Source organism: Pectobacterium odoriferum (assembly GCF_009931295.1).
Taxonomy (GTDB): domain Bacteria; phylum Pseudomonadota; class Gammaproteobacteria; order Enterobacterales; family Enterobacteriaceae; genus Pectobacterium; species Pectobacterium odoriferum.
In genome coordinates this window covers 1,776,221-1,802,787 of record NZ_CP034938.1, presented here as the reverse complement: position 1 = coordinate 1,802,787, position 26,567 = coordinate 1,776,221, and the positions used below count along the sequence as shown (strand labels likewise).

Here is a 26,567-nt window from a genome sequence, read left to right as displayed (position 1 = left end):
GCACCAGCAACCAGAAAGATGACGAGTTTATGAGCGAATCGCTGTATTGCCGCACCTGTGCGACCATCAACCAGACGCAACGCCCGCGATACGGCGTGCTGATCCCGCTGTTTTCGCGGCTGCTGACGCTGGCGGGCATCGTGGTGCTGATTGGCATGTTGCCGTGGTTGTCCGGTCAGGACCCGGCGCTGGCGCTGCTGCGTGCCCGTTCCGGCGAGCAGGAAGCGACGGCGGAAACGCTAAATGCGATTCGTCACTCTCTTGGGCTGGATCAAGGCCCGTTGCAGTTGCTGTTGAACTGGCTGACAGGCCTATTGCACGGCGAGGCGGGTAACTCCTGGGTTTCTGGTCGTCCAGTCCTTCCGGGGATGCTGCAAGCGGCGGGCGTCTCGCTCACGCTGATGGCGTCTTCGGCGCTGGTGGCTTTCACGCTGGCTGCCGTGCTGTGCACCCCTACCTTTCGGCAAGGGTTACGTGGGCAGGTTCATCGTTCAGGCGGCCTGTTTGCCGCCTTGTTTACCGCACTGCCCGAATTCCTGCTGGCGTCATTTCTACTGATCGTCGGCGCCGTCTGGCTACAGTGGTTCCCACCCTATGGCTGGCTAGGTTTGCACTACGCGGTACTGCCGTCGCTGGCGCTCGGTATTCCAGCAGGCGGTTACCTTGGCCGGATTATTGCCGACGCGCTATCCGCCACTTTCAGTGAAAATTGGCTCACCACCTGGAGCGTGTCGGGTGTAGGCCGTCGTCATATCGCACTGGCAGTGCTGAAACGCACGTTGCCCAGCGTGATGCCGCTAGTCGGGCTGGTTCTGGTTTCGTTAACCGGCGGTGCTATCGCCGTCGAAAAAGTGTTCGCGATTCCTGGACTGGGACGTGCAACGCTGGGGGCAGCGGCCGCGCAGGATCTGCCCGCCTTACAGATCGGCGTGCTGATTCTCTTACTCATCGCCTCGCTGGCTGGCATCGCAGCAAGCGGCGTGCGACTGCTGATTCTCGGACGCGCCCTGCGGAGCGGCGCTATGCCGGTGCCGGAAGAACACGGTAGCCCTGCATCTCGTCATGCTATCTGGCTGCCGATTATCTGCGTGCTGCTGCTGGCGCTTCTGCTGCTGGCTGGCCTGCCGCGCGATCCCTATACCTCCGCCTTTCTGCGCCTGCAACCACCGTCGTTCCTGCTGCCTTTTGGCGCGGACGCGATGGGGCGCGATTTATTGGCGCGCGTCGCGCACGGCACGCTACATACCTGTCTGCTGGCGCTGGCGGTGTCGCTGGCCTGTCTGGCGATCGGCCTGTTGATTGGGCTGTTTCCGCGTCTGTTCAGCGGCCCCATCGAAGTGACTAACGCCCTGCCGCCAGTGATTGCCGGGTTGCTGGTTGCTGCGGTTAATGGTCCGACGGCAACGGGCGCGGCGATTGCCGTCATTGCCGTCAGTTGGGCTCCGCTCGCGGCCCACACGGCAGCACTGGTCGCCGAAATCAACGCGCGTCCTTATATTCGGATGCTGCCGATCCTCGGTGTCGGTCCGATACGACGCAGCCTGTTCTATATTCTGCCCGCACTGATTGGTCCGCTTTTCCGTCACGCTATGCTGAAACTGCCAGGCATCGCGCTGGCGCTGGCATCGCTCGGCTTTTTAGGTCTGGGCGCGTCACCACCGACCCCAGAATGGGGACGCGTCCTAGCTGAAGGGATGCCGTATATCGAACGTGCCTTCTGGGGCGTACTGGCACCTGCGGCCGCACTCGGCCTGCTGTCGATACTGGCCGTGAGCGCAGCGAACCTCTCCGGCCGCCACAAACACTAATCTACCGAGAGACTCACGCCTCTCTCTACGTTCACAGCCCTGCCAGATTTCACGATGGCGGGGCTGTGCATCTTCAGTTACGCTGTGAGCGAATCTCTGCCGAAGTACATATGAATATACCCTAAATAATTCGAGTTTCAGGCAGGCAGCAAGCGAAGGACAAATTCGTCGGGAACGAATTTGACCAGCCAACGGCTGGCCTTCGGTGAGAGACAGGACGTCTCTCATTTCATCCCGATGAGCTTACCCAGGTAAGTGATTCGGGTGAGTGACAACTCTGCCAAAGGCAGATTTGAACGCTGCTGGCAGCGGCCCCAACGGGGCGAGGTACACGTAAGTGTGCCGAGTAACGCAGCCAACGCACATGCAACTTGAAGTATGACGGGTATAGTGCAGAGCGTGATTAAAGGAGAGAATATGCATAACAGCGGATCCCACGTCAGTCTTACCGTCACCCAGACTCTGGATAAACTGGAAGCGCTGTATGATGACGCCGTCTCAGCGCTGCGCGACGCCATTGGGGAGTTTATCAATGATGGCACGCTGCCCGATGCCACCGCGCGTGCAGCAGGACTATTTGCCTACCCAGCCTTACGCGTCAGTTGGAGTGGTAATTCGACCGGTCATCCCCGACACCGCGCCTATGGGCGTTTTACTCATCCCGGCAGTTACTCCACCACCGTTACCCATCCGGCATTTTTGCGTGCTTATCTGGCGGAACAGCTGGCGCTGCTGGAGGGAGATTATGACGTCACCATCGAGGTCAGCCCATCACAGCAGGAAATCCCGTTCCCCTACGTGCTCGACGGTTCCGACCTGATTCTTGACCGTTCCATGAGCGCGGGCATCGCCAAGCATTTCCCCACGACAGAACTGTCACAGATTGGGGACGAGACGGCAGATGGGCTGTTTCACGCGACCACCACATCGCCGCTGTCGCACTTCGACGCGTTGCGTACCGATTTCTCACTGGCGCGACTTCGCCACTATACCGGTACGCCGGTAGAACATATTCAGCCGTTCATTCTCTTCACCAACTACACCCGCTATGTCGATGAGTTTGTGCGCTGGGCCTGTGCGCAGATTGCCGATCCCGATAGCCCGTATGAGGCGCTGTCCTGCGCGGGGGGGATCTATATCACCGCCGACACGCCTAACCCTGAGCAGACGGTGTCCGATCTGGCCTGGAAGAACCACCAGATGCCTGCCTATCATCTGATTCCCCGTCAGGGTAAAGGGATTACGATGGTCAATATCGGCGTCGGACCATCCAACGCGAAAACCATCTGCGATCACCTCGCAGTGATGCGCCCTCATGCCTGGCTGATGATCGGCCACTGCGGCGGCCTGCGCGAAAGCCAGTCCATCGGCGATTACGTGCTGGCGCACGCTTACCTGCGTGACGATCACGTACTCGACGCCGTGCTACCGCCGGATATCCCGATTCCTAGTATCGCCGAGGTGCAGCGCGCGCTGTACGACGCGACCAAGATGGTCAGCGGGATGCCGGGGGAAGAAGTTAAACAACGCCTGCGTACTGGCACGGTTGTGACCACCGATGACCGCAACTGGGAGCTACGCTATGCGGCCTCTGCTCTGCGGTTTAACCTCAGCCGCGCCGTGGCGGTAGATATGGAAAGTGCGACGATTGCCGCACAGGGGTATCGCTTCCGCGTACCTTACGGCACGCTGCTGTGCGTCTCGGATAAGCCGTTGCATGGTGAAATCAAGCTGCCGGGACAGGCGAACCGTTTCTATGAAGGGGCGATTTCGGAGCATTTGCAGATTGGCATCTGTGCCATCGATCTGCTGCGGGCTGAAAGCGACAAGCTGCACTCACGTAAGCTGCGCACCTTTAACGAGCCGCCGTTCCGTTAATCGAACAGCGTTGTTCAGACAGCCGACCCTATTCAGGCGGTCGGCTGCTCTGGCGCGACTAAATACGTTATGTTATAACAAACCAAGTTCCATAGCGGATGTGCCCAATGAAAAAAGGTCTGTCAGTTCTGTTTCTTTCCCTGGTGGCAGTACAAGCTTCCGCTTTTCAGGCGAAAATAGCCCAGTCCGATGATGCTGGGTTACGTCATATCGATGAGGCCAAGCGCACTTTCTCTGGCTTTACGCCAATGGGACTGGAAACCATTCACCCCGGTCAGTGCGATGCAACCTCCGTTAATGGCTGTGGTTGCCCATTTTGCACTCAGCTGCGGCTCGTGGGTCGCTGAGCATCGTACCTTTGGCATCGAGAATGCGGGCATCCCTGCCCGCGTATTGCTTCAACCCTGATTGGGCTTTTAGCGCTTACCCGCCAACTCGGTAGGTGCGCCATCAATTTTAATATCCAACCCCTGCTTCGCGCTGTTCAGGTAAAACTCACGAATTCGCTGATTCACCGGATCGCTGACGTACACGCTGCCGCCGACAATGGCGAGCGATGGTGTTGGCGTTTTCGCACCGTAAGCGCAGTCAAACGCCTCAACCGCATCAAAGCTGGCGATTTGTTTCCAGTTCGGCGCCACGTCATACAACCGCAGCTTGCCATCTGGCGTCAGGTTGGCGACCCGTTTGCCATCAGCAGAGACTTCAAATTTGCACACGGCCTGAGCGTCTGGGATAGCAAACGTATCCTGTGCCGTGAGCTTTTTAGCCTGAGGATCGATGCGAATCAGTGCGTTAAACGGCTGCCCACCCAGTCCGCCGTAATTACCAATCACATAAGTGCCTTGCAGGCCGGATTTCAGCGTACTGGTACGGCGATCGTCAGGATAAGCCAGCTTGTGCGATACCCATTTCCCGCTCTGCTGTTTTACGATCAAAACACCGCCGTCGCTTTTCGCATCGCCATCCGATAATTTCGCGTTACAGCCAAAAATGTGGGCGTGATTTAGCGCGCTGTGCCCGTGAAACTCTTTACAAGAACGCTGGAGATCCTGCTTCTGGTTAAAGTCCGCTATCGCTTTCCAGCCCTTGTCTTGCTGATAAACCACAAAACCGTTAGGACGCGATGTCACCGTTTTATCATCCCCTTTGGTATAGGCTGCTTTCGGCACGGAAATCAGCCACTGATTATTCCCCAACGGTGCGGTGATACCGTGCTGCGGTGCTGGGCTTTTGCGCTTCTCAACAATAGGATTCGCGCTATCCAGATCCGACAAGCGGATCATGACCGATTCTGGCTTGCTGGGGCCGTCCCACGGACGTAAGCCATCGTACGACCAAGCCACCCAACCATTCTCCGAGGTAATATGTGAGGGTTTGTCTCCCGTCACCCGTAGCGGCAAAAGACGCGGTTCGCCTTTATGCACATCCAGATGGTCATCGTGCGATTCATAGGTCAGGCCGGTATCAAGAAAAGCGATAGTACCAGCATCATCATAAAGGTTGACGATTGTGAATCGCCCATTCTCCGTAGGCACCAACGCCGCATTCGCCCGGCCCACGTCAAAGGTATGCGTAACCTTGAAGGTATCCAGATCCAGCACGCTGAGCGTCGGTTTCTGGTGATCGGAAAAGATTAACCGCCCGCGCAATACCTCATGATCGTGCGCCTGAACGCTTGCACTCCCCGCCCCCATCAACAGCGCCAGAGTCACTGCGATTGTCGTTTTCTGCATCTTTCTCTCCGTGATGTCATTGTGATTTATAGTTATGTTATAACATAACAAACAAAGATACCAGAGTCAGGCAGGAAGGGCATAACAAAAGCGCCACATCTGCGGCGCTTGCTTAAGACAGTAAAATTGAGGCTAATTAATCTCAGGATGCTGTTCAGTCAGCCGTTTTCTTTTCTTCTCCAGTTCGGCAATTTGTTCATCGATTTCTTCTATTTTCTGCTCGATATTGTCGTACTGTTCCTGCAACAGCTCTTTGGCTTCCGTCCGATCCGATGCCGCTGGCGTTGCGCCTTTCAGCGGCTGGTTAGCAGTTTCCCGCATCGACATCCCGGTAATCAGGCCAATCAGCCCAATCACCATCAGGTAATACGCAGGCATATATAAGTTACCGGTAGACTCCACCAGCCACGCCGCCGCCGTTGGCGTAAAGCCCGCAACTAGCACGGAAACGTTAAATGACGTCGCCAGCGCGCTATAACGAATATGCGTGGGGAACAGAGCGGGAAGCGTTGACGCCATCACCCCCGTGAAGGAATTCAGCAATACGGCCAGCATCAGTAGCCCGCAGAAAATCAGCCCAATCACATCGCTGTTAATCAAGATAAAGCTGGGCACCGACAGCAACAGCAGCCCAATACTGCCGCAAATAATAAACGGTTTACGCCCATAGCGATCGCTCATCAGCCCCATCACTGGCTGCACAAACAGCATCCCGATCATGACGGCGATGATAATCATCACCCCATGATCTTCCGAGTAATTCAGGCTGTGTGAAAGGTAACTCGGCATATAGGTCAGCAGCATGTAATAGGTGACATTGGTGGTAATCACCATCCCGATACAGATCAACAAACCTTTCCATTGTTTGGTCACAATTTCACGCAGGGAGATCTTCGGCGGGGATTGGATGCTGTCTTTTGATTCTTTATCAATTTTGTCAACGTGCTGTTGGAACGTTGGCGTTTCTTCCAGCGCATGGCGCAAATAAATCCCGATTAATCCGAGCGGTGCAGCAATAAAGAACGGAATACGCCATCCCCAATCCAGAAAACTCTCTTCTCCCACGATGGAAGAAATGAGCACCACGACGCCTGCCCCCATGACGAACCCAGCAATAGAGCCGAAATCCAGCCAGCTCCCTAAAAAACCGCGTCGTCTGTCCGGGGAATATTCGGCAACAAAAATCGCCGCGCCGGTATATTCTCCCCCGACGGAGAATCCCTGCGCCAGTTTCGCCAGCAGCAGTAATATCGGTGCCCAAATACCAATCGATTCATAGGACGGAATCAAGCCGATACAGAATGTGCTCACCGACATGATAATAATGGTGATCGACAGGACTTTCTGGCGACCAAATTTATCCCCCATCGCCCCAAAGAATATCCCGCCAAGTGGCCGAACCAAAAAGGGAACCGAGAACGTCGCCAGGGCTGCGATCATTTGTACGCCGGGATCGGCACCGGGGAAAAAGACCTGTCCGAGTGCATATGCCACAAAGCCATATACGCCAAAATCAAACCATTCCATCGCATTACCCAATGCGGCGGCGGTAATGGCTTTTTTGAGTCTGGCATTATCAATAATGGTAATGTCCTGAATTTTCATCGGTTCGATTTTTTTCTTTTTTAATCTCATCCTTTTTTCCTTTGCTTAAAAAGCGACCCTTTATTAAAAATAAAATGCTCTCTTTCATACACAGGGAACCACCCGACTGCGCACTGAAAAATGAACAGCTTATTGGCCACAATATTCATTACACGTTGATACTGCTGGATGAAGTATAGAAGAATTTGGACAAAAGCTCGGATTCAGGCACCGCATGCGGAAATAACGCACAGGAATATAATCAAAGGAAAATAACGGTAAATAGTTATGACAACATCATCACATTAATGTAAGCGAGGTATTTTTACTTACGTGAAGCAATCATTTTCGGGTTACGGTTAAAATAGCGCGTAAATGCCAGGCTGAAATTAGCGGGATGTCGATAGCCAACTTGCCAGGCGGTCTGCGCCACCTGAAATCCCTGTTCCAGTAACTGATGCGCCCGTTCCATCCGCATCCGTAATAACATCTGACCCGGCGTGGTCGCAAAGCAGCGATGAAACCCAAGCTTGAGTCTGGATTCGCTCATTCCTGCCTGTGCCGCAATGCACGCCAGCGTCAGCGGTTCAGCCAAATGCTCGCGCATCCAGCAGCATACCTGCTCTATTTGCTGCCGCTCCTGTGGATGAATACCGCCTCGTTTCTCTTCCGGTTGCAGGACGTGCCGATACTGCGCCAGCAGGCTTAAGACGTGGATATGGCGATTTAGCGGATCGGCGTCAGCGCACAGCGCATTGACATGAACCTGACTGGCCGCAGATAGGGGCGTAAACGCACGCAGCGCTACCCCATCGTTACTGAATAGCTGCTCCGCACAATTCGCGCCAAAATAGCGAGTCGCCGCCGTTTTTCCTACCAGCAGCCGTAGCTGATCGACCTGCTGTTGAGCCTGATAATGACGCTCACCCACGCTGGCACCAAACGTCGTGATAGTGACATGTTGTTGACGAAACCAGATCGATGAACCGCCGCCACAATCGTAATAAGCAGACTCCCCTGCCAGCGCAAACGTCATGACCAGCATCGGTTGCGGATGTGGGTTCTGCGTTTCTTCCACCAAGTCGCGACACGGGCGATATTGCGAACGAGCCAGCGACAGATCCGTGTCGATACTGCTGAAATCCGACCAGCATTCGCCGATAACGCCCGGCAGTGTTCGACGCGAATCAGAACGATTCACCTCACCCGCACGACATCGATCGCCTGATGATAATCCCTCTCGCCCCTGCTGCCTTTGCACCATCTTCCCCCCGCCGTTTCGCATATGAAAAACGCCGCCTCGCATAACAATGAACATAATAACCATTCTCATTTATAGATAGCATATTCCCTATCGACTGACCATCAATGAGAAAGACCGTTTATGAATCCATTAGAGACGTTATGGCAGCTTGCTGCCAGCAGCGTAAAGGCTGACGCCTTACATCTGGCGCTGGAACAGCAGATTTTCGATCGGCTGGAAGAGGTCACCACACCGGAACAGCTGGCGGAAGCGCTGGGCTGGCAGCCGGAGAAAACCGAGTTTCTGCTTGAGATCCTGTGGAGCATGCAGCTATTGACGCGTCATCACGACGGTTATCGCACCGCTCCGGCCTGCGCCGCCGTGCTCTGCCGCAGCAGTTCACGTTTTCTGGGCGACGCCTGGCGTTTTCGCCTGACCAGCCTGCGTCAGTTTGGTCAGGGACTCGGCGACGGCATGCATCAGCCGCTGCAAACGCAGTTGAGCGAGTTACCGCGCGATGCAGCGTGGGCCAACGCCGCAGAACAGCAGATCGCACAAGAGCAGCGGGCGGTGACGGCCGACCGTGCCGAGCAACTTATCGCCAGCCTGCCGGATTTTCCGCAAATCAGACACGTTCTCGATCTGGGCGGCGGTCCCGGCTGGGTGGCGATTACGTTGGCGCTGCGTCACGCTCAGATTTCCGGCACGGTGTATGACCTACCGCAGACCGCCGCCGTGGCGCAACGCAATATCGACAACGCCGGGTTATCCGCTCGTCTGTCGGCGCAAAGCGGCTCATTTCCCAGCGAAAAACACGATCTGATTTGGAGCTCTTCTTTCCTGCATTTTGTCGAAGACATTCCCGCCATGCTGGGCACGCTCCACGATGCGCTGACATCGGAGGGCACGCTGATTCTGGCACAGGCGGAGATTGCTGAAGCACCGGAGGATGCCGCACCGGTTCTGCCGTTTTATCTGCCGATGCAAATGAGTGGACGCCACGTTACGCGGGAAGGCCAACTGACACGGTGGCTACTGGCTGCGGGCTTTACCTCTGTCGAAACTCATCGTCATCAGGCATTCCCCATGGCACCGCTGAATGTGCTGATCGCTCGTAAACACCGATAACAGCGCATGCTTTATCTGAATGTAAAAAGCCAGTCAGCAAAAGCTGACTGGCAAATAAAATCGTCAATAACACTATCTGCTTTATGATTCCCTACTTTCACACTCTCCCTGACGTGCTGGCGGCAATACTATTTTCATTATCAGAAACGGGTCCAGTCAGACGCACTAGGGACAGATGCTTTGGAAGAGACTGGAAGCATAGCAACAAGCGACAGCGTCTCCGTTACAGGCTGCTTTGGCGCCGATCGTTCATATCCCGCAATCCTGAACACCGAGACTTCTCTGACAAGCTGATCCGCTTGTTCCTTGAGGCTTTGTGCCGCCGCCGCGGATTCCTCCACCAACGCGGCATTTTGTTGTGTTGTCTGATCCATTTGGCTGACAGCGATACCGACCTGCTCAACCCCTGTCGATTGCTCAGCACTTGCGGAGCTAATCTCTGATACGGTATCGCTCAACTGACGGATGGACATCACCACTTGCTGCATCGTTTCCCCCGCTTTATTCACCAATACCGAACCAAGTTCAACACGTTCAACGCTCGCAGTAATCAGGTTTTTGATCTCTTTAGCGGCTTCTGCGCTACGTTGTGCCAGATTACGCACTTCTCCCGCCACAACGGCGAACCCTCGCCCTTGTTCGCCAGCCCGGGCAGCCTCAACGGCGGCGTTAAGCGCTAAAATATTCGTCTGGAACGCAATGCTGTCGATGACGTTGATAATATCCGCAATACTGCGCGAACTTTCATTGATGGACTTCATCGTGTCCACCACGTCATTGACAACATTCCCTCCCTGAAGGGCAACGGTACTCGCATTTTTTGCCAGCACATTAGCCTGGCGGGCATTGTCGGCATTGTTTTTTACCGTCATCCCTAATTGCGTCATGGTTGAAGAGGTTTCTTCGAGTGCACTCGCCTGTTCTTCGGTTCGTGATGACAAATCCGCGTTACCCTGGGCAATCTGCATGCTGGCAGTCGCGACACTCTCCGCATTATTTCTGACACCAATAACCATCCGCGTTAGCGCAGCCTGCATCTCTTTCATTTCTTCCAACAACAGGCCCGTTTCATCACGGCTAGTCACATCAATTGAACCACTCAGATCGCCTGCACTGATACGTTTCGCAGAGGAGAGTGCTGTGGATAACGGTACGGTAACGCTACGCGTTAATGACCAAGCGGTAAGGCACCCTAAAACGGTTGAAAAGACTGATAGCACCAGCATCCACAACAGCGCATCAGTAATATACGTTCTCGTCACCTGTTTGGCATGATCAACAAACGATACCTGTAGTTCGGTAAATTCTCTCAGTTTGGCAAAATAAACGGCCTGAATATTTGCTATATCACCAAATACCCATTCTGTTGCCAGCGCATCCTCATCTTCCATCGCATAGCCAATCGCTTTATTGATGCTCAGGCTATACTGTTTTCTGATATCGATAAGCTGATTAAATAACTCCCGCGCATGTTCCGAATTGACCATACCATCAAGCTTTTTATATATTCCACTTGCCGTTTCAGTTGTTTTTACTATGGTCGACTTTAGTTCCTGTTTTTCTTGCGTTCTGTCTGCCGGGAGGAGAATAATATCACGCAGCGTGCGGACATTGGTATTCAGCACGTCCTGAATATCGCGCAGCATGTCGACCTTAACCATTCTATCTTCAGTAACCTCATCAAACTCAGCACCAATGTTTTTCATGAAATAATAGCTGATGGATGACAAAGTCAGTGTCAATACAATTAACAAGCCAAACCCAAAAAAAAGCCGACTACCAATTTTTATATTTTTAAAAAAAATCATGTTAGCACCAGAATATTACATTTTAAAAATCGTTACCCAACCACGATTGATGACATAGTCAGCCGCTGTCTGTTTAACGAAAAAACAGCACATACGGTAAAGCGAACCACTATCGCACCGGGCTCCCTGGCTTCTCTAAATCTCTTATTTTCTGATGCATGTAACAGAATACTGGCATAAGAAATCCATTTGGCCATATATTTTTATATCTCACATTACACGTGTACTTGTGATGTTTGCTTACTGAAACGGTTTACTTGATAAAGTAATTTAACCCTCCTTTTTATTCCTCTCTAAAACTCACATTATTTATTGCATAATAAAAAGCAAACTATTGTTCAAAGAACGCTAAAAGCTTTAGCCCTCATCTACCGAATTCGAGTTAGTGTTACGTTTAATTGTGTAGAGTATGTATAAATAAAAAACAATGCCAGACCGAAGCAAGCTACATTCTATAACCATACACTATCACAAATGGAAGATCGATCGGAAATAACGATCATTAAACCATTCAATTTTCTTTGTTCGATCGTTTTTTTCTATCAAAAAATAATAATGGAGAAAATCTGAGTTTCACTAATTAAATCAGATTTATAAGTTAGAAAGCTAATAGTTAAGATTGAATAACAACACCGTCAATATCATTACGCTTTGTGACACTCAATATAGTGTAACGTGACTGAATTAATTAGATTTAAAGCATAATGGCAGGTTCACGCTAACTTGCGATGAACCAAAAAAAAGCCAGTCAATAAGGGTTGACTGGCTTTCGGAGTGAACATAATCGGGTGCTGCGTGTTTCCGTCTCGTTTTTCACTCTACCGCATATTCCTTCATTTTATTTTCGTCAGGCATTGTGCCATTGAGTTTCTTGAGCACTTCCTTCGCTTCTTTCAGCACTCGGGCACATTGCTCGCGCGTGATGGTAAGCGGTGGCTCAATCCTGACCGATTTAGCATTATTCAAGGTGCCCGCAACCAGAACATTACGTTGAAACAGTTCTTTCGCGAAGGCATACCCGATCTCGTTTTTCCTGAACTCGATAGCCTGCAACAGCCCCATTCCTCGTGCTTCGATAATCAATTGAGGATATTCGGCTGCGAGTTGCTGTAAGCCCTGCAACAAAAATTCCCCTTGTATGGTCGCCTGTTCCGGCAGATTCTTCGTCAGCAACTCATTAACCGTCGCCAGCGCCGCCGCGCAGGCCAGCGGATTGCCGCCAAACGTGGTGGTATGCAGGAATGGGTTTTCAAACAGCACGGAGAATACTTCTTCCGTTGCCACCGTTGCACCAATCGGCATCACGCCGCCGCCCAACGCCTTCGCCAGACACAGAATGTCGGGCTGCACGCCATAATGCTCACAGGCGAACATCTTGCCCGTGCGTCCCATGCCAGTTTGTACCTCATCCAGAATCAGCAATGCCCCAACCTCATCGCATAATGCTCTGACCGCAGGCAAGTAATTTTCCGGAGGCACAATCACGCCGCCTTCCCCCTGAATAGGTTCAAGGATGATGGCAGCAACGTCATCGCCAGTCTTCTGGCATTGCTGAACCTGCTTGCGCATGGCGTTGATGTCGCCAAAAGCAACATGATGGAAGCCGGGTAACAGCGGCATGAAAGGACGACGAAACGCGGGTTTGGCGGTGGCGGAAAGCGCGCCCAGCGATTTCCCGTGGAATGCCCCTGTCGCGGCGATAAAGGTATATTTACCGCGCGGTGACTGGTAAGCCTTCGCCAGCTTTAACGCTGCCTCAACCGATTCCGTTCCGCTATTGCAGAAGAAGCTGTATTTCAGATCGCCCGGCGTCAGCGCCGCCAGCGTTTTCGCCAACAACCCCCGCAGCGGATCAAGCAGTTCCTGACTGTGCAGCGGTTGTCTGGCGAGCTGGCGCTCAACGGCAGCAATGACGTTAGGGTTACGATGCCCAACGTTAAAAATGCCGTAACCGCCGAGGCAGTCCAGATATTCATTCCCTTGGGTATCAATCAGCGTATTCGGGCCGCTGGCGCGCCATTCGACTGCGCCGTAGTCGCCGCCGGTAGTGACAGATTTTCGGTACTCCAGAAAACCTGGGTTGACGTATTCGCGAAAACAACTCAAAACTTCTCGATTCAGTGCCGCCATGTCATCGTGGGATAGCGTGTCACTATGAATCCAATGCAGTGCCTGCTGAGTACACTCTAGCGGGTTAAGGTGGGCGTTTGATCTGGACAAAATGCGCTCCTTGAAAACGGACATCACGCGATGCCATTTTAATTAATGCACATAACACGCCAGTCGCCCGCCCCAAATCAGAATAAAATACAAAAACGCGATCTAATCCAAAAATTCAGCATATGATTTGAACTAAATAACAATATGACGAATTAAAAACCGATAAACATGGAAAATGCCAGTATGAGGAAAATCAAAGCATCTTGTGATGCCCCATTTTTGTCCAGCGCGCCCTTTTTTGGGGCACACCGAGGCTGGATAAACGCGCTATGTCATTACCCGCTTGCCGTTCAGGATAAACAGAATCCTGCGGCAGACAGAAAATCCTCAGTGCCGGATCATGATATGGCGCACGATGGTGTAGTCCTCCAGACCGTACATCGACATATCCTTGCCGTAGCCAGACAGCTTCTGCCCACCGTGCGGCATTTCGCTCACCAGCATGAAGTGGGTATTCACCCAGGTACAGCCGTACTGAAGGCACGCGGCCAGACGGTGCGCCCGCCCGATATCGCGCGTCCAAACCGACGAGGCCAGCCCGTAATGTGAGGCATTCGCCCAACCAATCACCTGCGCTTCATCGTCAAACGGTGTGATGGATATCACTGGGCCAAACACCTCTTTCTGAACGATTTCGTCTTCCTGCTTTGCCCCCGCCAGCACCGTAGGCTGGAAGTAGAATCCCTGCCCTTTCACCCGCTCGCCACCGGTCACCACCGTAATGTGCGGCAGCGCTTTGGCGCGTTCGACAAAGCCAATCACGCGTTTCAACTGTGGTTCGGTAATTAATGGCCCCAGCTCGGTCGTTTCATCATGTGGATCGCCTATTTTCAGCGTCGCTACCGCTTTTCCTAATGCTTCTACGACCTCATCGTAGATCCCTCGCTGCACATACAGCCGACAGGCAGCAGTACAATCCTGCCCCGCATTGTAGAAACCGAAACTGCGGATTCCATCAACTACCTGATCGATATCAGCATCGTCGAAGACAATCACAGGCGCTTTGCCGCCCAGCTCCATATGCGTTCGTTTTACGCTCGCGGCGGTATGCGACAGAATATGCGCGCCGGTCGCAATCGAACCAGTCAGTGACACCATGTTGACTTTCTCATGCCCCGTCAACGCATCGCCGATATCCGCCCCGCGCCCGAACACAATATTCACTACGCCCGCCGGCAGGATCTCCGACAGCAGATGTGCCAGATAGAACGTGGTCAGCGGGGTTTGCTCCGCCGGTTTCAGCACCACGCAATTTCCCGCCGCCAGCGCGGGTGCCAGCTTCCACGACGCCATCATCAACGGGTAATTCCACGGTGCGATGGACGCCACTACGCCAACCGGATCGCGTCGGATCATCGAAGTGTGTCCTTCAAGATACTCTCCCGCCGCCGAACCGCTCAGGCAGCGTGCCGCCCCCGCAAAAAAGCGAAACACATCGGCGACCGCAGGCACTTCATCATTCAGCGCCGCATGGTAGGGTTTACCGCAGTTCAGCGATTCAAGCTCGGCAAACGTCTCGGCGTTTTCCTCGATGGCATCAGCAATCTGTAGCAGTAGCGTCGCGCGCGTTTTCGGCGTGGTCTGGCCCCAGTGTGCAAAAGCGGACTCTGCGGCCAGAACGGCTGCATCAACCTGGTGCAAATCGGCCTGCGCAATGGCGGCAATTTGCTCTCCCGTGGCAGGATTAAATACCGCTAACGCCTCGCCTTTCCCCGCGACCAGCTTGCCTTCTATCAGTAATTTATCGTGCATACATTTTCCTTACAGAGAGAAAACCATCTTGTTTTTCATCACTATCTGTAAAATGTCTGTGCAAAAAACCTGCCACGTTGTGCTTAGCTGTCGCTCCGTTCTGCAACCGTGGCATGACACTAGGGTGCGTTGCCTGATTCTTTCTGCGTCTGCGTGGCGGCCTGTCTGGCTTCCTCAGCCAGCGCTTCAATCTCTTCTTCCGTCAACTGCTCTGATGCCTCATGCACCTTTGCCAGCCCTTCGCTGACCGTCACCTCTTTAGGATCCTGCGTTGAGTCCTTCGTGGTCATCTCTGTATCTCCTGATTAAATAATAAGCCAGCAAAGATAAGTGTAGTCGATGGCGAGAATCCGCCAATCTGAAGAAGATTTAACTCTGCTTTCCAGTTCGTCATATGTGATAATAATTATCAATTACACATATTTATTATTCAGGGCCTTACCCCGTCGATATCAACGGACAGGATCGCTATGGATAGCGCCGTGACAAGGGAAAGGGGTTCCGTTGCCGCAGAGTCGGCGGGAAGGTCACCTGACGGGACGTTGGCATGTCAGAGTCTGAACTCAGAATGCTGTTCAACCACTATGCAGAACGGTTGGAACGCTATCTCAATCATAAACTGCGCGACCCTCAGGCAGCGGCAGATCTGGTGCAAGAGAGTTTTTTACGGTTGGCACAACGGCTGGAACAGCAAGATGATGTAGACGACAAGAAGGCGTATCTCTATAAGACAGCAAATAATTTGCTGCTTGATCATGTCCGTCACCAGCAGCGCTGGCAGATGGCGACGTCCGTTGACGACGTGGAAGCGACGCTGGAATACCTGCCGGATGCCGCTCCCCAGCTCGATCAAACGGCCATCGCCCAACAGGAGCTGGAGCGTCTGGCAAAGGTACTGGCGACACTGCCGGAGCGCACACAACTGATATTTCATCTGCATCGGTTTGAACACATGACGCAGGCACAAATTGCTCAGCAGTTGGAGATTTCCCTCAGCACCGTTGAGAAACACCTTGCCATGACGCTGAACGCGATGATGACGATCCGCTCCTCGTGAAACGCGTCGCCCATCGTGAAATAATCACAAATTATTTACGGGTTTATTGCCGTCAAACGTCTACGTATTTAGAGACCCTACATATTCCAGGCCTACAACATGAACGATTATCCTCCTGAAATCCAACAGCAGGCAGCACGCTGGGCCATACGTTTGGCCGAAGCGCCGCTGGACGATGAACAGGAACTGATATTCCAGCACTGGCTGGCACAGGATCCGCACCATCGCCACGCGTTGGAACAGGCAGGGATGCTCTGGCACGGGCTCGGGTCGCTCAGCGCCGAGCAAAAACAAGTGCTGCAACCACAGCCGCCAGCCACATTGCCTGTCAGGCGCGTTAACCGCGCAACACAGTGGAAAATCGCCGCCTTGCTGCTACTGGGCTTCAGTTTCGGCACGACGTGGATTTCCGACGGCATCCTCATGTTACGTTCGGATTATCATGCGGCACATCAGGTCAAACACGTTACGCTGCCGGATGGCAGTGCGGTCGATATGGATGCGGGCAGCGCCATTTCGCTCGCTTACACGTCGCAAGAACGGCGCGTCACGCTGCTGCAAGGCTCGGCCTGGTTCACCGTCGCACCGACGACGACACAGGAAAAACGGCCTTTCTTGGTCGAGGCGGCATCGGGCACCACACAGGCGCTAGGCACGCAGTTCATCGTGCAGAACTCATCACAGGCCACGACCGTCGGCGTGGTGGAGCACCGCGTTCAGGTAACGGCAAACGGGCAAGCGCTGCGACTTGATGAGCAACAGGCGGCACGCTATACCGAACAAGGGATGACTCGCCTCCCCGGCTGGAATAGCCGCGAGCGCGGCGACTGGCGACGCGGCCTGCTCATTTTTGATCAACAGCCGCTGGCTATTGTGATCGCGCGTATCAATCAGTACCGCGCGGGTACGATCGTCATCCCCACATCAGCGTTGCGTCAGCGTCAGGTCAGCGGCATTTTTTCGCTGAACGAGCTGGATGGCGCATTGCAAACCATCGCTACCGAACTGGGTGCCAAAACCATTTCACTCCCCGGCGTCACGGTTCTGTACTGATCCTTTCTCCCACCAGCCTTCCCCACTCCTGCCATGCTGCTCAGGAGTGGTAATCACGCATAATTTCCCCTTACGTTCACAAGGCCGCAACTCTGCGGAGAAAAAAATTTAAATATTTTTTTACGGGTTCTGTCATCTCAGCCGTCTTCATATTTAGGTAATGATTTTTATTATCATTTTCATTAAGGAAAAGAGGGCTAATTATCCCTTTGTTTATTAATGCTTATTGATGATTTAACAGATGGCAGACCAGGCGAAAAATGTTTAAAAGAACACAACTGCAAGACAGCCGCTTGTTACAACGTAATCCACTTTCTCTTGCCGTCGGCATCGCACTGTCGCTGTCTGGCTCGTTCCACTATGCGCAAGCAGAAACGCAGGCCGCCAGCGTTCAGGAAGCGGCTCGTCAAAGCTCCGTCTTTTCCATCAGCGCGCAGCCGCTGAGCAGCGCGTTGCTGCGTTTCGCCGAACAGGCGGGGTTACAGGTCTTTTTTGCTGACGTCAAACTGGAAAACCTGCAGGCCGCTGCGCTTCAAGGGCGTTTCACGCCAGAGCAAGGATTACGTCAGTTGATCGGTGCCAACCCAGTCGACTTTCAGATCGGCAGCAATGGCGTCATTACTCTGCGCCCTCGTTCAGTCAACGTCGATACGGCAAAAATAGACGACGTGATGACGGTACGCGCGTTTACCGTCGCCAATCCGGGCGACTGGATCTATGAACAACCGCGCGCCATCAGCGTCATTTCACGCGAGCAGATGGATAACCGCCCTTCCCGCCACGCCGCTGATATGCTGGAACAGTCCGCTGGCGTTTACTCCAGCGTCAGCCAGCAGGACCCTTCGCTGTCGGTCAACATTCGTGGAATACAGGACTTCGGTCGCGTGAATATGAACATTGACGGCGTGCGGCAGAATTTTCAAAAAACCGGCTACGGCCAGCGCAACGGGCAGATGTATATCGATTCGGAGTTGCTCTCCGGCGCGACGATTGAAAAAGGCGCGACCAACGTGATGGGCAGCGCGGGCACATTGGGCGGCGTCGCCACGTTTAATACCGTCAATGCCCACGATTTTCTCGCCCCAGGTAAAGAGCTGGGCGGAAAACTGCACGCCAGCACGGGCGACAATGGAACGCATTTTATCGGCAGCGGCGTACTCGCGTTGGGTAACGAACGCGGCGACATTCTGGTCGGTGCCAGCGAGCGTCATCTGGGCAATTACTGGCCGGGTAATGATGGCAACCTCGGAAATATTCGTATCCCAGGCAATTCAAGTAATTACGAAGCGTGGGCCAATAACTTAAAGCATCAGAAAGTGACCAGCGCGGCCTACACCATGCGCTCGCGGCTGGCAAAAATCGGCTGGAACCTTCCTGCTAACCAACGCTTCCAGCTCAGCTATATGCAAACACAAACCTCTTCTGAAAACGCCGGAACGTTGTCTAACCTTTCCAATACCGAACTGGGTTGGAAAGCCAGCGGACACAGCGAGATTATGGCGCGCAGTACCGCGCTGGATTACAGCCTGAAGCCAGACAACCAGCGCTGGCTGGATTTTAAGGCCAAGATTTATTACGCCGATACCCATAACGACACCGATAACTATGCCCTCTCGAATACCAGCGCGTATCACGAGAGCACGCGGTTACGCACGTACGGGGCGCAGGCGCAAAACACCTCGACGCTGTGGCAGCAGGGCCCGCACGATCTGAAAACCGACTACGGGCTGGACTTCTATTACGACAAGATCACCACGGACAGCACCAATAGCACCGCCAGTAACGCCACTCCGGAAGGGAATCGTGCAATGGCCAGCCTGTTCGCGAATCTGAATTACGCGTACGACGAATGGGTAACACTGCAAGGCGGCCTGCGTTACGATCGCTATCGGTTACGCGGCACCACCAGCATCAGCTATCGCGAAATCCCCTATACCGTCGCGGATCCCTGTAAGCAAGGGTCGATCGCGCGCTGCCCGCCGTTCGTGACCACCACGCAGGATTGGAATGTCGATGACGAGCACGGCAAGCTGTCCCCCACGCTGTTTGCTGGCGTCCGCCCCGGCGTTGAATGGCTACAGCTGTACACCAGCTATGGCCTATCCTGGCGTCCACCATCAGTCAGCGAAACCTTTGCCAACGGCACCTACAGCGCAGGCAACTATTACCTCTATCCGAACCCCAACCTTAAGCCGGAGCGTTCCCGCGCCTGGGAGGTCGGGTTCAATATTCAGAAACCAGAACTGTTCACTGACGGCGACAGGCTGGTCACCAAGGTGTCCTATTTCGACACCCGGATAAACAACTACATCAGCCTGAACGGCGCGCGCAATAAACCGGGCTATAACGGCTATTCCCTCAGTAATTCCGTGTTCCAAAACAATCTGGCGAAGAGTCGATTTCGCGGCATGGAATACCAACTTAATTACGACGCGGGCTTTTTATATGTCGATGCCACCTACACCCACATGATCGGCAATAACGATTTCTGTGCGCCAGTGGCCTGGATGGGGGGCGTCACGACCGTCGGCGGTTCTCGAGGCAACTACTACTCCACGCCTGTCGATACCACGGCCAGCGATGCTTCTTGCCAGAAAACGCTGTTATTCAGCAACGCCGCCTATCTACCGGGCGACCGCGGTTCCGTCACGCTGGGGACGCGCGTCTTCGACCGCAAGCTGGATATGGGGGTCACGATGCGTTTTGCTCCCGGCTATCAGGATGCCGCTGCACCGGCCAACTCCGCCTATTTAGCCGACTGGCCCAAATATGAAGTTTACGATCTGTATGCCAGCTATCGTTTGACCGACAGCCTGACGGTGCGCGGTTCCGTCGAGAATATCGCTAACCGTACTTACGTCGTGAGCTATGGCGAATCACTAGGTTACACGCCAAGCCGGGGAAGAACGGTGCAGGCTGGCGTGGAGTATCGATTCTAATTTCTCTGTTTCCCCACGCGGGAGGCAGGAAAACAAAGGGGATGGGAGGGCTCATCCTCTTTTACGACAGACACGGATGACCGTGCCTGTAGATCGTTAGTTAATGAGGAATCTATTATGAGTTTTGCAATTACCTACGATGCCTACTATGCCAATTACAGCATTGCCAGCTACCTGACTGAATGGTCGGCAGCGTTTGGTGACGTTAATCATACCGCGGGTAACACACAAGTCGGTGGCAATAATACCGGGGGCTTTTACGGCGGCGACACCTTTATAGACGGTACTCAATATGCGATCACGAGTACGCAGAACGATTTCTCCGCGCTCATTGCAGGCGGCGATCTGACCTATAGCCTCTTCTCCCCGCCTGCCCACACGCTGTGGGGTCAGTTGGACAGCCTGTCATTCGGAAACGTCCTGCAAGGCGGCACCACGGCTGGCACCACGTACTCTCTTGCTGAGCCAGAAGTGACCTTCAGCGGGCTGGATCTCTCCACTGATATTGCCAACCAGACCGTTAGCGATCGCGGCGTAGTTCATGACGTGATTTACGGCCTGATGAGCGGACAGGTTCAGCCGCTGCTGACTGCGCTGAGCAATGCGGGTATCGATATTAACGCGAGCCTGGATAGCCTCAGCTTCGCCACCGCGACCGCTGATGCCGCGCTTTCTGCGGATACCGTGGTTGACGTCGTTGGCGTCGCTGAAACCGCCGATCTGCTGGCGGCATAAGAAAACGGCTAAAAGATGACGCTTTTAGCCGTTTGAGTGAACACCGTCGCGGTACGGAGAGAGTATATACCCTCAATATTTCGCGTTGCACGGATGCAGTGTGAAGTATGGCGGGCACGGCACCGCGACGGTCTAGTGAGTGTAATAACCGTTAGCAAACCGCGTCAATAGCGGTACGGCTAACCGCCCCCTCTTCCACCTTGTGGGTACACCACGGTGAGAACGATGGCACTTTATTAAAGAAGGAACATTCCATGCCCGCATCCCATCCGGCTTCATCAGGCCGGGAGATTATTGACGCGCTGGCCGCCTACCGTCAGGGATTTTGGGGAATTGGCCTGTTCAGCGCCGTTATCAACCTGCTGATGCTGGCACCGGCGATTTATATGCTTCAGGTTTATGACCGCGTACTGCCTTCCAGCAGCACGATGACACTGGCGATGCTGACGATCATTATGCTGGGCCTGTTTTTACTGATGGGATTACTGGAATGGATACGCAGCGCCGTGGTGATCCGCCTCGGTACGCAGATGGACATGCGCCTGAATCAGCGCATCTACAATGCAGCGTTTGAAAGCAATCTCAAGAACGGGACGGCAGGAGCCGGACAAGCCTTAAACGATCTTACCGCCCTGCGCCAGTTCGCCACCGGAAACGCGCTGTTCGCCTTCTTTGATGCGCCGTGGTTTCCGGTCTATCTTCTGGTGATCTTCTTACTTCATCCTTGGCTGGGCGTGATGGCGCTGGCGGGGGCGATCATCCTCATTGTTCTGGCCTGGCTGAATCAAAAACTCACGCGCGAACCCTTGGCCTTAGCCGCACAAAACACCGTTCAGGCAACGCAGCAGGCCAACGCTAACCTGCGCAACGCCGATGCCATCGAAGCGATGGGCATGCTGCCCGCCATGCGCGAACGCTGGCTGACGCAGCACAAATCTTTTCTCTATTATCAGAATGTTGCCAGCGAAAAGAGCGCCAACATGACTTCCCTGACGAAAAGCACCCGATTGGCGCTTCAGTCGCTGATGCTAGGTCTGGGCGCCCTGCTGGCCGTCAAGGGCGATATCACGCCCGGCATGATGATTGCGGGCTCCATTCTGGTGGGTCGCGTACTCAGCCCGATCGATCAGATCATTGGCGTCTGGAAACAGTGGATGCAGGCGCGTCTCGCCTGGCAACGTGTCAATCTCTTACTCGATAATCACCCAGCGCGTCCCGCTGGCATGGCGCTGCCCGCACCAGAAGGGAAACTTCAGGTGGAACAGCTCAGCGCCAACGCCCCCAACACGCGTACGCCCATACTCGCCAATATCACGTTTGAACTGGCTCCCGGCGATGTGCTCGGCGTGTTAGGGCCTTCCGGCTCAGGTAAATCCACCCTCGCCCGTCTGCTGGTTGCCGCTATGCCCGCCCTCGGTGGCAAAGTCAGGCTGGACGGCGCAGACATGCATCAGTGGGACAAAGCCGATTTGGGCCGCTTCGTCGGTTACCTGCCACAGGATGTTCAGCTTTTCAGCGGGACGATTGCCGAAAACATCGCCCGCTTCACTCAGCCAGATGCAGAAAAGATCGTTTCCGCCGCCGTCACAGCGGGTGTTCACGAGATGATTCTGCGGCTGCCGCAAGGCTACGATACGCTGCTGGGCGAAGGCGGTGCCGGGCTGTCCGGTGGTCAGAAGCAACGTGTCGCCTTGGCCAGAACCATTTACAACCAGCCGCGCCTGATTGTGATGGATGAGCCGAATGCCAGCCTGGATGACGACGGCGAGAAAGCTTTATTAGCCGCGATTGCCGCCCAACAGGAAGCCAAAAGCACGCAGGTGCTGATCACGCATAAACCCGCACTACTTTCCTGCGCCAATAAGCTGTTAGTCCTGCGCGCCGGACAAATCCAGTATTTCGGTGCAACAGATCAGGTGCTGAAAGAACTACAGCGTGCCAAGCCCGCCAAGGCTCCTATCGCCACGCCGCCCAGCACGAGACCTGCGCCAGTGAAGACAGCCGACGCCGCAAATGCCTTTATCCCAAAGGAACCGAGTTCAGCCGGGCTAAGTATGGTGTACAGCGCACCGGCGTCTCTCCGCGCCGCGCCGGATAAATGAAATTCAGCCCTTTGATAGCAAACGTCTGTCGTCAGAACAGCATCACGGAAAGAAGAGGATAACCATGTCCGCGTTACGCGAAGTCACATCACAGCCGACAACGCCCCTCCCTCAGGTGGCGGATAATATCGCGACGATGCCGTTACACACCGACGCCGGACGCTATTTGAAGTACGGCCTCTGGCTGGTTCTGGCAGGCTTTGGTGGCCTGCTACTCTGGGCCGGCATGGCACCGCTGGATAAAGGCGTCGCCGTATCCGGCCGGGTCGTCGTCGCGGATAACCGCAAAACCGTGCAGCCCGTCAGTAGCGGACGTATTGCCTCGCTCACCGTACGGGATGGCGACCACGTGCAGGCTGGGCAAATTCTTGCCACGCTGGACCAAACGCCCACTCAGGCGCAACGCGATAATCTCGTCACGCAGCTTCAGGAAGCGCACGCGGGCGAAGCACGTCTGCTGGCGGAACGCGACGATCTCAGTACGATCGTTTTCCCTGCTCCCACAGAGCAACACAGCACCGTCACGCAACAAATTCAGATCGCCCAGCAGCAGCTCTTCATCAGCCGTCGCGCTGCGCTACAACAGGAACGCGCGGCGATGCAGGCCGCCATCATCGGGGCAAAAGCGCAGTCGCAGGGATCCCAGGCGCTGCTGGCCAGCAGCCAGACACAATTCCAGATTATCAGCGAACAGCTGCGCGGGCTGCGTCCGCTGGCGCAGGAAGGCTATATCGCCCGTAATCGCCTGCTGGACGTCGAACGGCAGGCCGCCCAGTTAGCGGGCGCGATGGCGCAGGAACGGAATAATCAGGTACAGCTCCAGCAGCAGGTCGTCGAGCTGGAGCAAAAGATCCAGCAGCGCCAGAACGAATATCAGAAAGAGGTGCGCGCCCAGCTCGCCGATACCCAGCGTTCCATTCAGGATCTCATCCAGCGGCTGAAAACGGCAGAGTATGAACTTCAGCACACGCACATTCGCGCCCCCGCCAGCGGTACGGTAGTCGGGCTGGCGCTGCACACCGAAGGCGGCGTGGTGAATAGCGGGCAGATGCTGATGGAGATTGTTCCTGATGGGCAACCGCTATTGATTGACGCACAGCTGCCTATCGAACTGGTAGACAGAGTCAGCAACGGGCTACCCGTCGAGCTGCTGTTTTCTGCGTTCAACCAAAGCACCACGCCGCGTATTTCCGGCGTTGTCGCGCTGATCGGCGCCGATCAGTTAGTCGAACAACAGACAGGAAAACCTTATTACGCCTTACGCATTCACGTCGATGAACAGGGTAAGCAGCAACTCGCCGGGCTGGACGTTCGTCCCGGCATGCCGGTGGAAGCCTTCATTCGTACCGGTGAACGCTCCCTGCTCAACTACCTGTTCAAACCGCTTTCTGACCGCCTGCATCTGGCGCTGACCGAGGAGTAAGCATGCTGCGCTTTTCATCCGTTTATCGCGCGGCGATCCGCTCCAGCTATGCCGTCCCGCTTTTTCTCACGCTGATCTACAGCGCACCGAGTCAGGCACTGGGATTAATGGAAGCTTGGCAGCAGGCGCTGACGCACGATCCGGCTTTTCAGGCCGCCGTGCATGCGCGTAATGCCGACAGCGAAGAGAAGAACATTGGGCGCGCCGGGCTGCTGCCAAAAGTCACCTATGACTACAGCCAGTCCCGCAACGATTCCACGGTTACGGCGGGTGGTCAGCAGTCGGAGCGGGATTACACCAGCCACACTTCCAGTTTTTCCCTGCAACAGCCGTTGATCGACTACGCGGCGTGGTCGCGCTATCAACAAGGTGAAGCCAGCGCCGTGCTGGCAGATGAACAGCTGCGCGATGCCAGCCAGCAACTGCTGGTGCGCTTGTTTCAGGCCTACACCAACGTGCTGTTTAGCCGCGAGCAGATCGCGCTGGTTCAGGCACAGCAGCGCGCATACCGCGAGCAATATCAACTGAATCAACGCCTCTTCCAGCAGGGAGAAGGCACTCGCACCGATATGCTAGAAACCGAAGCGCGCGTCAACCTGACAGAAGCGCAGCTTATCGAAGCACAGGACAATCTGGATATCAGCCTGCGTGAACTGGAAACGCTGCTGGGGATGCCCGTTGGCGTGGATCAGCTTGCGGCGCTAACGCCACGCTTTACACCGCAGACGCTTCAGCCTGCGGGCTATCAGCACTGGCAATCGCTGGCGCTCCGCCACAACGCGCAGCTATTGGCGCTAAACCAATCGCTGGCCGTGGCGAAATACGGCATTGAGCGTAACCGGGCGGGTCACCTGCCGCAGGTCACGCTGGTTGCCAGCACGCGCAATACGCAGTCGGATACCGAAAACAGCTACAACCAGAAATACGATACGCGGTCGATTGGTATCCGCGTCAGCGTACCGATTTTTGCTGGCGGCGGTGTCTCTGCCGCGACGCGTCAGGCACAGGAGCGCTATCAGCAAACCGCGCGGGAAAAGGACGAACAGACGGCGACAATCCAGACGGAATTGCGTCGCCAGTTTAATCTGGTCACCAGCAGTCAGGCGAAAATTCGCGCCTATGAGCTGACGGAAAAGTCGGCGCTGGCGCTGGTCACCGCTACACAGAAGAGCGTTCAGGGCGGGGAGCGCGTGAATCTTGACGTGCTGAATGCCGAACAGCAGCTCTACGGCGCACGACGCGATCTGACCGAAGCACGTTATACGTGGCTGACGGCCTGGCTACAGCTGCGTTACTACGCTGGTACGCTCGATGAACAGACGCTGCGTCAGCTCGCGACCTATTTCGTGCACCTCTAAGAACGTGAATTCAGAACACAACATAAGAGATGGCGCAGATGTGCGACTATATCCTATTTAGGAAGGAAAATAAGCCGCATCCAGATATTCTAAAATATTTATAAAAAATTTATATTAATAACCAATCACACTATAAAGTGCATCCCTCTTCGCACCCAATGTAAAAACAGCAGTAAACCCGTCAGCTATACCCTAAATAATTCGAGTTTCAGGAAGGCGGCAAGCGAGGGAATCCCGATGAGCTTACTTGAGTAAGTGATTCGGGTGACTGAACGCAGCCAACGCACATGCAACTTGAAGTATGACGGATATATATTTCTGACGTGAATAACGACAACATGTCGACCCTTTTTATTTTTCGGCCATGACTCGGCGGTCTGACGTTGACTTCATTACTAAAAAGGGATTCATTTTATTATTTTTTAAACTAATCATTTAAAAACAATACAATATGTACAAATACCTCGTTAGGGGTAGAAAAAGAGGCGCTAGGGTATGGTTTTTTGCGGTTAACGTTAACGAGAATAAAAAGTAAAAGAACACAAAGCACAACAAAATAAGAACAAAAATTTAATCACTTTTGAAAACCCCCTGTCATTCATTAACAACCACATCAAGAGACACTCACTTAAATCATTAATAAATTAAATTTACACTTAAAAAACTAAATAAATCAAAAATGCGCAATTATTGCGAGCGAGATCTTTTATTTTCAGGAAATAACGCAAAGATAAAAATTAATA

Annotated in this window: 18 protein-coding genes; 11 read left to right on the top strand and 7 right to left on the bottom strand. The window is 54.0% G+C overall.

Annotated features, from left to right (window positions below):
* The first annotated feature begins 29 nt into the window (after window positions 1-29).
* The 3 genes from EO763_RS07950 to EO763_RS07940 all read left to right on the top strand — a co-directional run bounded on the left by EO763_RS07950 (window position 30) and on the right by EO763_RS07940 (window position 4,033).
* Window positions 30-1,808 carry an ABC transporter permease subunit gene (locus tag EO763_RS07950; RefSeq protein WP_161528616.1) on the top strand — a complete coding sequence of 593 codons (1,779 nt, stop codon included), beginning with the start codon at window positions 30-32 and terminating at the stop codon, window positions 1,806-1,808.
* Between the two features lie 417 nt (window positions 1,809-2,225).
* Window positions 2,226-3,686: an AMP nucleosidase gene (locus EO763_RS07945; RefSeq protein ID WP_161528615.1), complete on the top strand. Its 1,461-nt coding sequence runs from the start codon at window positions 2,226-2,228 to the stop codon at window positions 3,684-3,686.
* Window positions 3,687-3,793: 107 nt separating this feature from the next.
* Window positions 3,794-4,033: a hypothetical protein gene (locus EO763_RS07940; RefSeq protein WP_161528614.1), complete on the top strand. Its 240-nt coding sequence runs from the start codon at window positions 3,794-3,796 to the stop codon at window positions 4,031-4,033.
* A gap of 69 nt (window positions 4,034-4,102) precedes the next feature.
* On the opposite strand, the gene EO763_RS07935 is transcribed toward EO763_RS07940, so the two are convergent.
* The 3 genes from EO763_RS07935 to EO763_RS07925 all read right to left on the bottom strand — a co-directional run bounded on the left by EO763_RS07935 (window position 4,103) and on the right by EO763_RS07925 (window position 8,339).
* Window positions 4,103-5,422: a hypothetical protein gene (locus EO763_RS07935; RefSeq protein ID WP_161528613.1), complete on the bottom strand. Its 1,320-nt coding sequence runs from the start codon at window positions 5,420-5,422 to the stop codon at window positions 4,103-4,105.
* Between the two features lie 132 nt (window positions 5,423-5,554).
* Window positions 5,555-7,057 carry a glycine betaine/L-proline transporter ProP gene (gene proP / locus EO763_RS07930; RefSeq protein WP_010302094.1) on the bottom strand — a complete coding sequence of 501 codons (1,503 nt, stop codon included), beginning with the start codon at window positions 7,055-7,057 and terminating at the stop codon, window positions 5,555-5,557.
* 274 nt (window positions 7,058-7,331) lie between these two features.
* Window positions 7,332-8,339 (bottom strand): AraC family transcriptional regulator, encoded by a 1,008-nt coding sequence (locus tag EO763_RS07925; RefSeq protein WP_161528612.1) that lies wholly within the window; start codon window positions 8,337-8,339, stop codon window positions 7,332-7,334.
* Window positions 8,340-8,390: 51 nt separating this feature from the next.
* On the opposite strand from EO763_RS07925, the gene EO763_RS07920 reads away from it, so the two are divergent.
* Entirely contained in the window at window positions 8,391-9,377 is a 987-nt protein-coding gene (locus EO763_RS07920; RefSeq protein ID WP_161528611.1) for a class I SAM-dependent methyltransferase, read from the top strand.
* A gap of 140 nt (window positions 9,378-9,517) precedes the next feature.
* Here the strand turns inward: EO763_RS07920 and EO763_RS07915 are convergent, their stop codons facing one another.
* From EO763_RS07915 to EO763_RS23255, 4 genes are all read right to left on the bottom strand, one after another.
* Complete coding sequence (locus EO763_RS07915) at window positions 9,518-11,185, bottom strand: methyl-accepting chemotaxis protein (RefSeq protein ID WP_161528610.1); 1,668 nt, start codon at window positions 11,183-11,185, stop codon at window positions 9,518-9,520.
* 813 nt (window positions 11,186-11,998) lie between these two features.
* Window positions 11,999-13,405 (bottom strand): putrescine aminotransferase, encoded by a 1,407-nt coding sequence (ygjG, locus tag EO763_RS07910; protein WP_208851991.1) that lies wholly within the window; start codon window positions 13,403-13,405, stop codon window positions 11,999-12,001.
* 327 nt (window positions 13,406-13,732) lie between these two features.
* Entirely contained in the window at window positions 13,733-15,157 is a 1,425-nt protein-coding gene (patD, locus tag EO763_RS07905; RefSeq protein WP_161528608.1) for an aminobutyraldehyde dehydrogenase, read from the bottom strand.
* Window positions 15,158-15,276: 119 nt separating this feature from the next.
* The gene (locus EO763_RS23255) at window positions 15,277-15,447 is read right to left on the bottom strand and encodes a hypothetical protein (protein ID WP_162847959.1); all 171 of its coding nucleotides are present in this window, start codon (window positions 15,445-15,447) and stop codon (window positions 15,277-15,279) included.
* A 257-nt stretch (window positions 15,448-15,704) separates the two neighbouring features.
* Here EO763_RS23255 and EO763_RS07900 point away from each other — a divergent pair, with 257 nt between their 5' ends.
* From EO763_RS07900 to EO763_RS07870, 7 genes are all read left to right on the top strand, one after another.
* Window positions 15,705-16,214: an RNA polymerase sigma factor gene (locus EO763_RS07900; protein WP_039506761.1), complete on the top strand. Its 510-nt coding sequence runs from the start codon at window positions 15,705-15,707 to the stop codon at window positions 16,212-16,214.
* Window positions 16,215-16,313: 99 nt separating this feature from the next.
* Window positions 16,314-17,267 carry a FecR family protein gene (locus EO763_RS07895; RefSeq protein ID WP_161528607.1) on the top strand — a complete coding sequence of 318 codons (954 nt, stop codon included), beginning with the start codon at window positions 16,314-16,316 and terminating at the stop codon, window positions 17,265-17,267.
* A gap of 260 nt (window positions 17,268-17,527) precedes the next feature.
* Window positions 17,528-20,206 (top strand): TonB-dependent receptor, encoded by a 2,679-nt coding sequence (locus EO763_RS07890; RefSeq protein ID WP_161528606.1) that lies wholly within the window; start codon window positions 17,528-17,530, stop codon window positions 20,204-20,206.
* Window positions 20,207-20,323: 117 nt separating this feature from the next.
* Complete coding sequence (locus EO763_RS07885) at window positions 20,324-20,941, top strand: heme acquisition protein HasA (RefSeq protein WP_107333095.1); 618 nt, start codon at window positions 20,324-20,326, stop codon at window positions 20,939-20,941.
* Window positions 20,942-21,195: 254 nt separating this feature from the next.
* Window positions 21,196-23,043 carry a type I secretion system permease/ATPase gene (locus tag EO763_RS07880; RefSeq protein WP_161528605.1) on the top strand — a complete coding sequence of 616 codons (1,848 nt, stop codon included), beginning with the start codon at window positions 21,196-21,198 and terminating at the stop codon, window positions 23,041-23,043.
* Window positions 23,044-23,107: 64 nt separating this feature from the next.
* Window positions 23,108-24,466 (top strand): HlyD family type I secretion periplasmic adaptor subunit, encoded by a 1,359-nt coding sequence (locus EO763_RS07875; RefSeq protein ID WP_161528604.1) that lies wholly within the window; start codon window positions 23,108-23,110, stop codon window positions 24,464-24,466.
* A 2-nt stretch (window positions 24,467-24,468) separates the two neighbouring features.
* Window positions 24,469-25,824 (top strand): TolC family outer membrane protein, encoded by a 1,356-nt coding sequence (locus EO763_RS07870; protein WP_161528603.1) that lies wholly within the window; start codon window positions 24,469-24,471, stop codon window positions 25,822-25,824.
* Window positions 25,825-26,567 lie beyond the last annotated feature (743 nt).

What these genes read in the sequence shown, in the direction of transcription:
- EO763_RS07915 (WP_161528610.1), bottom strand. Translation starts at nt 11,185, where the DNA reads ATGATTTTTTTTAAAAATATAAAAATTGGTAGTCGGCTTTTTTTTGGG.
- EO763_RS07870 (WP_161528603.1), top strand. Translation starts at nt 24,469, where the DNA reads ATGCTGCGCTTTTCATCCGTTTATCGCGCGGCGATCCGCTCCAGCTAT.
- EO763_RS07920 (WP_161528611.1), top strand. Translation starts at nt 8,391, where the DNA reads ATGAATCCATTAGAGACGTTATGGCAGCTTGCTGCCAGCAGCGTAAAG.
- patD (WP_161528608.1), bottom strand. Translation starts at nt 15,157, where the DNA reads ATGCACGATAAATTACTGATAGAAGGCAAGCTGGTCGCGGGGAAAGGC.
- EO763_RS07945 (WP_161528615.1), top strand. Translation starts at nt 2,226, where the DNA reads ATGCATAACAGCGGATCCCACGTCAGTCTTACCGTCACCCAGACTCTG.
- EO763_RS07900 (WP_039506761.1), top strand. Translation starts at nt 15,705, where the DNA reads ATGTCAGAGTCTGAACTCAGAATGCTGTTCAACCACTATGCAGAACGG.
- EO763_RS07940 (WP_161528614.1), top strand. Translation starts at nt 3,794, where the DNA reads ATGAAAAAAGGTCTGTCAGTTCTGTTTCTTTCCCTGGTGGCAGTACAA.
- EO763_RS07885 (WP_107333095.1), top strand. Translation starts at nt 20,324, where the DNA reads ATGAGTTTTGCAATTACCTACGATGCCTACTATGCCAATTACAGCATT.
- EO763_RS07880 (WP_161528605.1), top strand. Translation starts at nt 21,196, where the DNA reads ATGCCCGCATCCCATCCGGCTTCATCAGGCCGGGAGATTATTGACGCG.
- EO763_RS07875 (WP_161528604.1), top strand. Translation starts at nt 23,108, where the DNA reads ATGTCCGCGTTACGCGAAGTCACATCACAGCCGACAACGCCCCTCCCT.
- EO763_RS07890 (WP_161528606.1), top strand. Translation starts at nt 17,528, where the DNA reads ATGTTTAAAAGAACACAACTGCAAGACAGCCGCTTGTTACAACGTAAT.
- proP (WP_010302094.1), bottom strand. Translation starts at nt 7,057, where the DNA reads ATGAGATTAAAAAAGAAAAAAATCGAACCGATGAAAATTCAGGACATT.
- EO763_RS07935 (WP_161528613.1), bottom strand. Translation starts at nt 5,422, where the DNA reads ATGCAGAAAACGACAATCGCAGTGACTCTGGCGCTGTTGATGGGGGCG.
- EO763_RS07895 (WP_161528607.1), top strand. Translation starts at nt 16,314, where the DNA reads ATGAACGATTATCCTCCTGAAATCCAACAGCAGGCAGCACGCTGGGCC.
- EO763_RS07925 (WP_161528612.1), bottom strand. Translation starts at nt 8,339, where the DNA reads ATGAGAATGGTTATTATGTTCATTGTTATGCGAGGCGGCGTTTTTCAT.
- EO763_RS07950 (WP_161528616.1), top strand. Translation starts at nt 30, where the DNA reads ATGAGCGAATCGCTGTATTGCCGCACCTGTGCGACCATCAACCAGACG.
- EO763_RS23255 (WP_162847959.1), bottom strand. Translation starts at nt 15,447, where the DNA reads ATGACCACGAAGGACTCAACGCAGGATCCTAAAGAGGTGACGGTCAGC.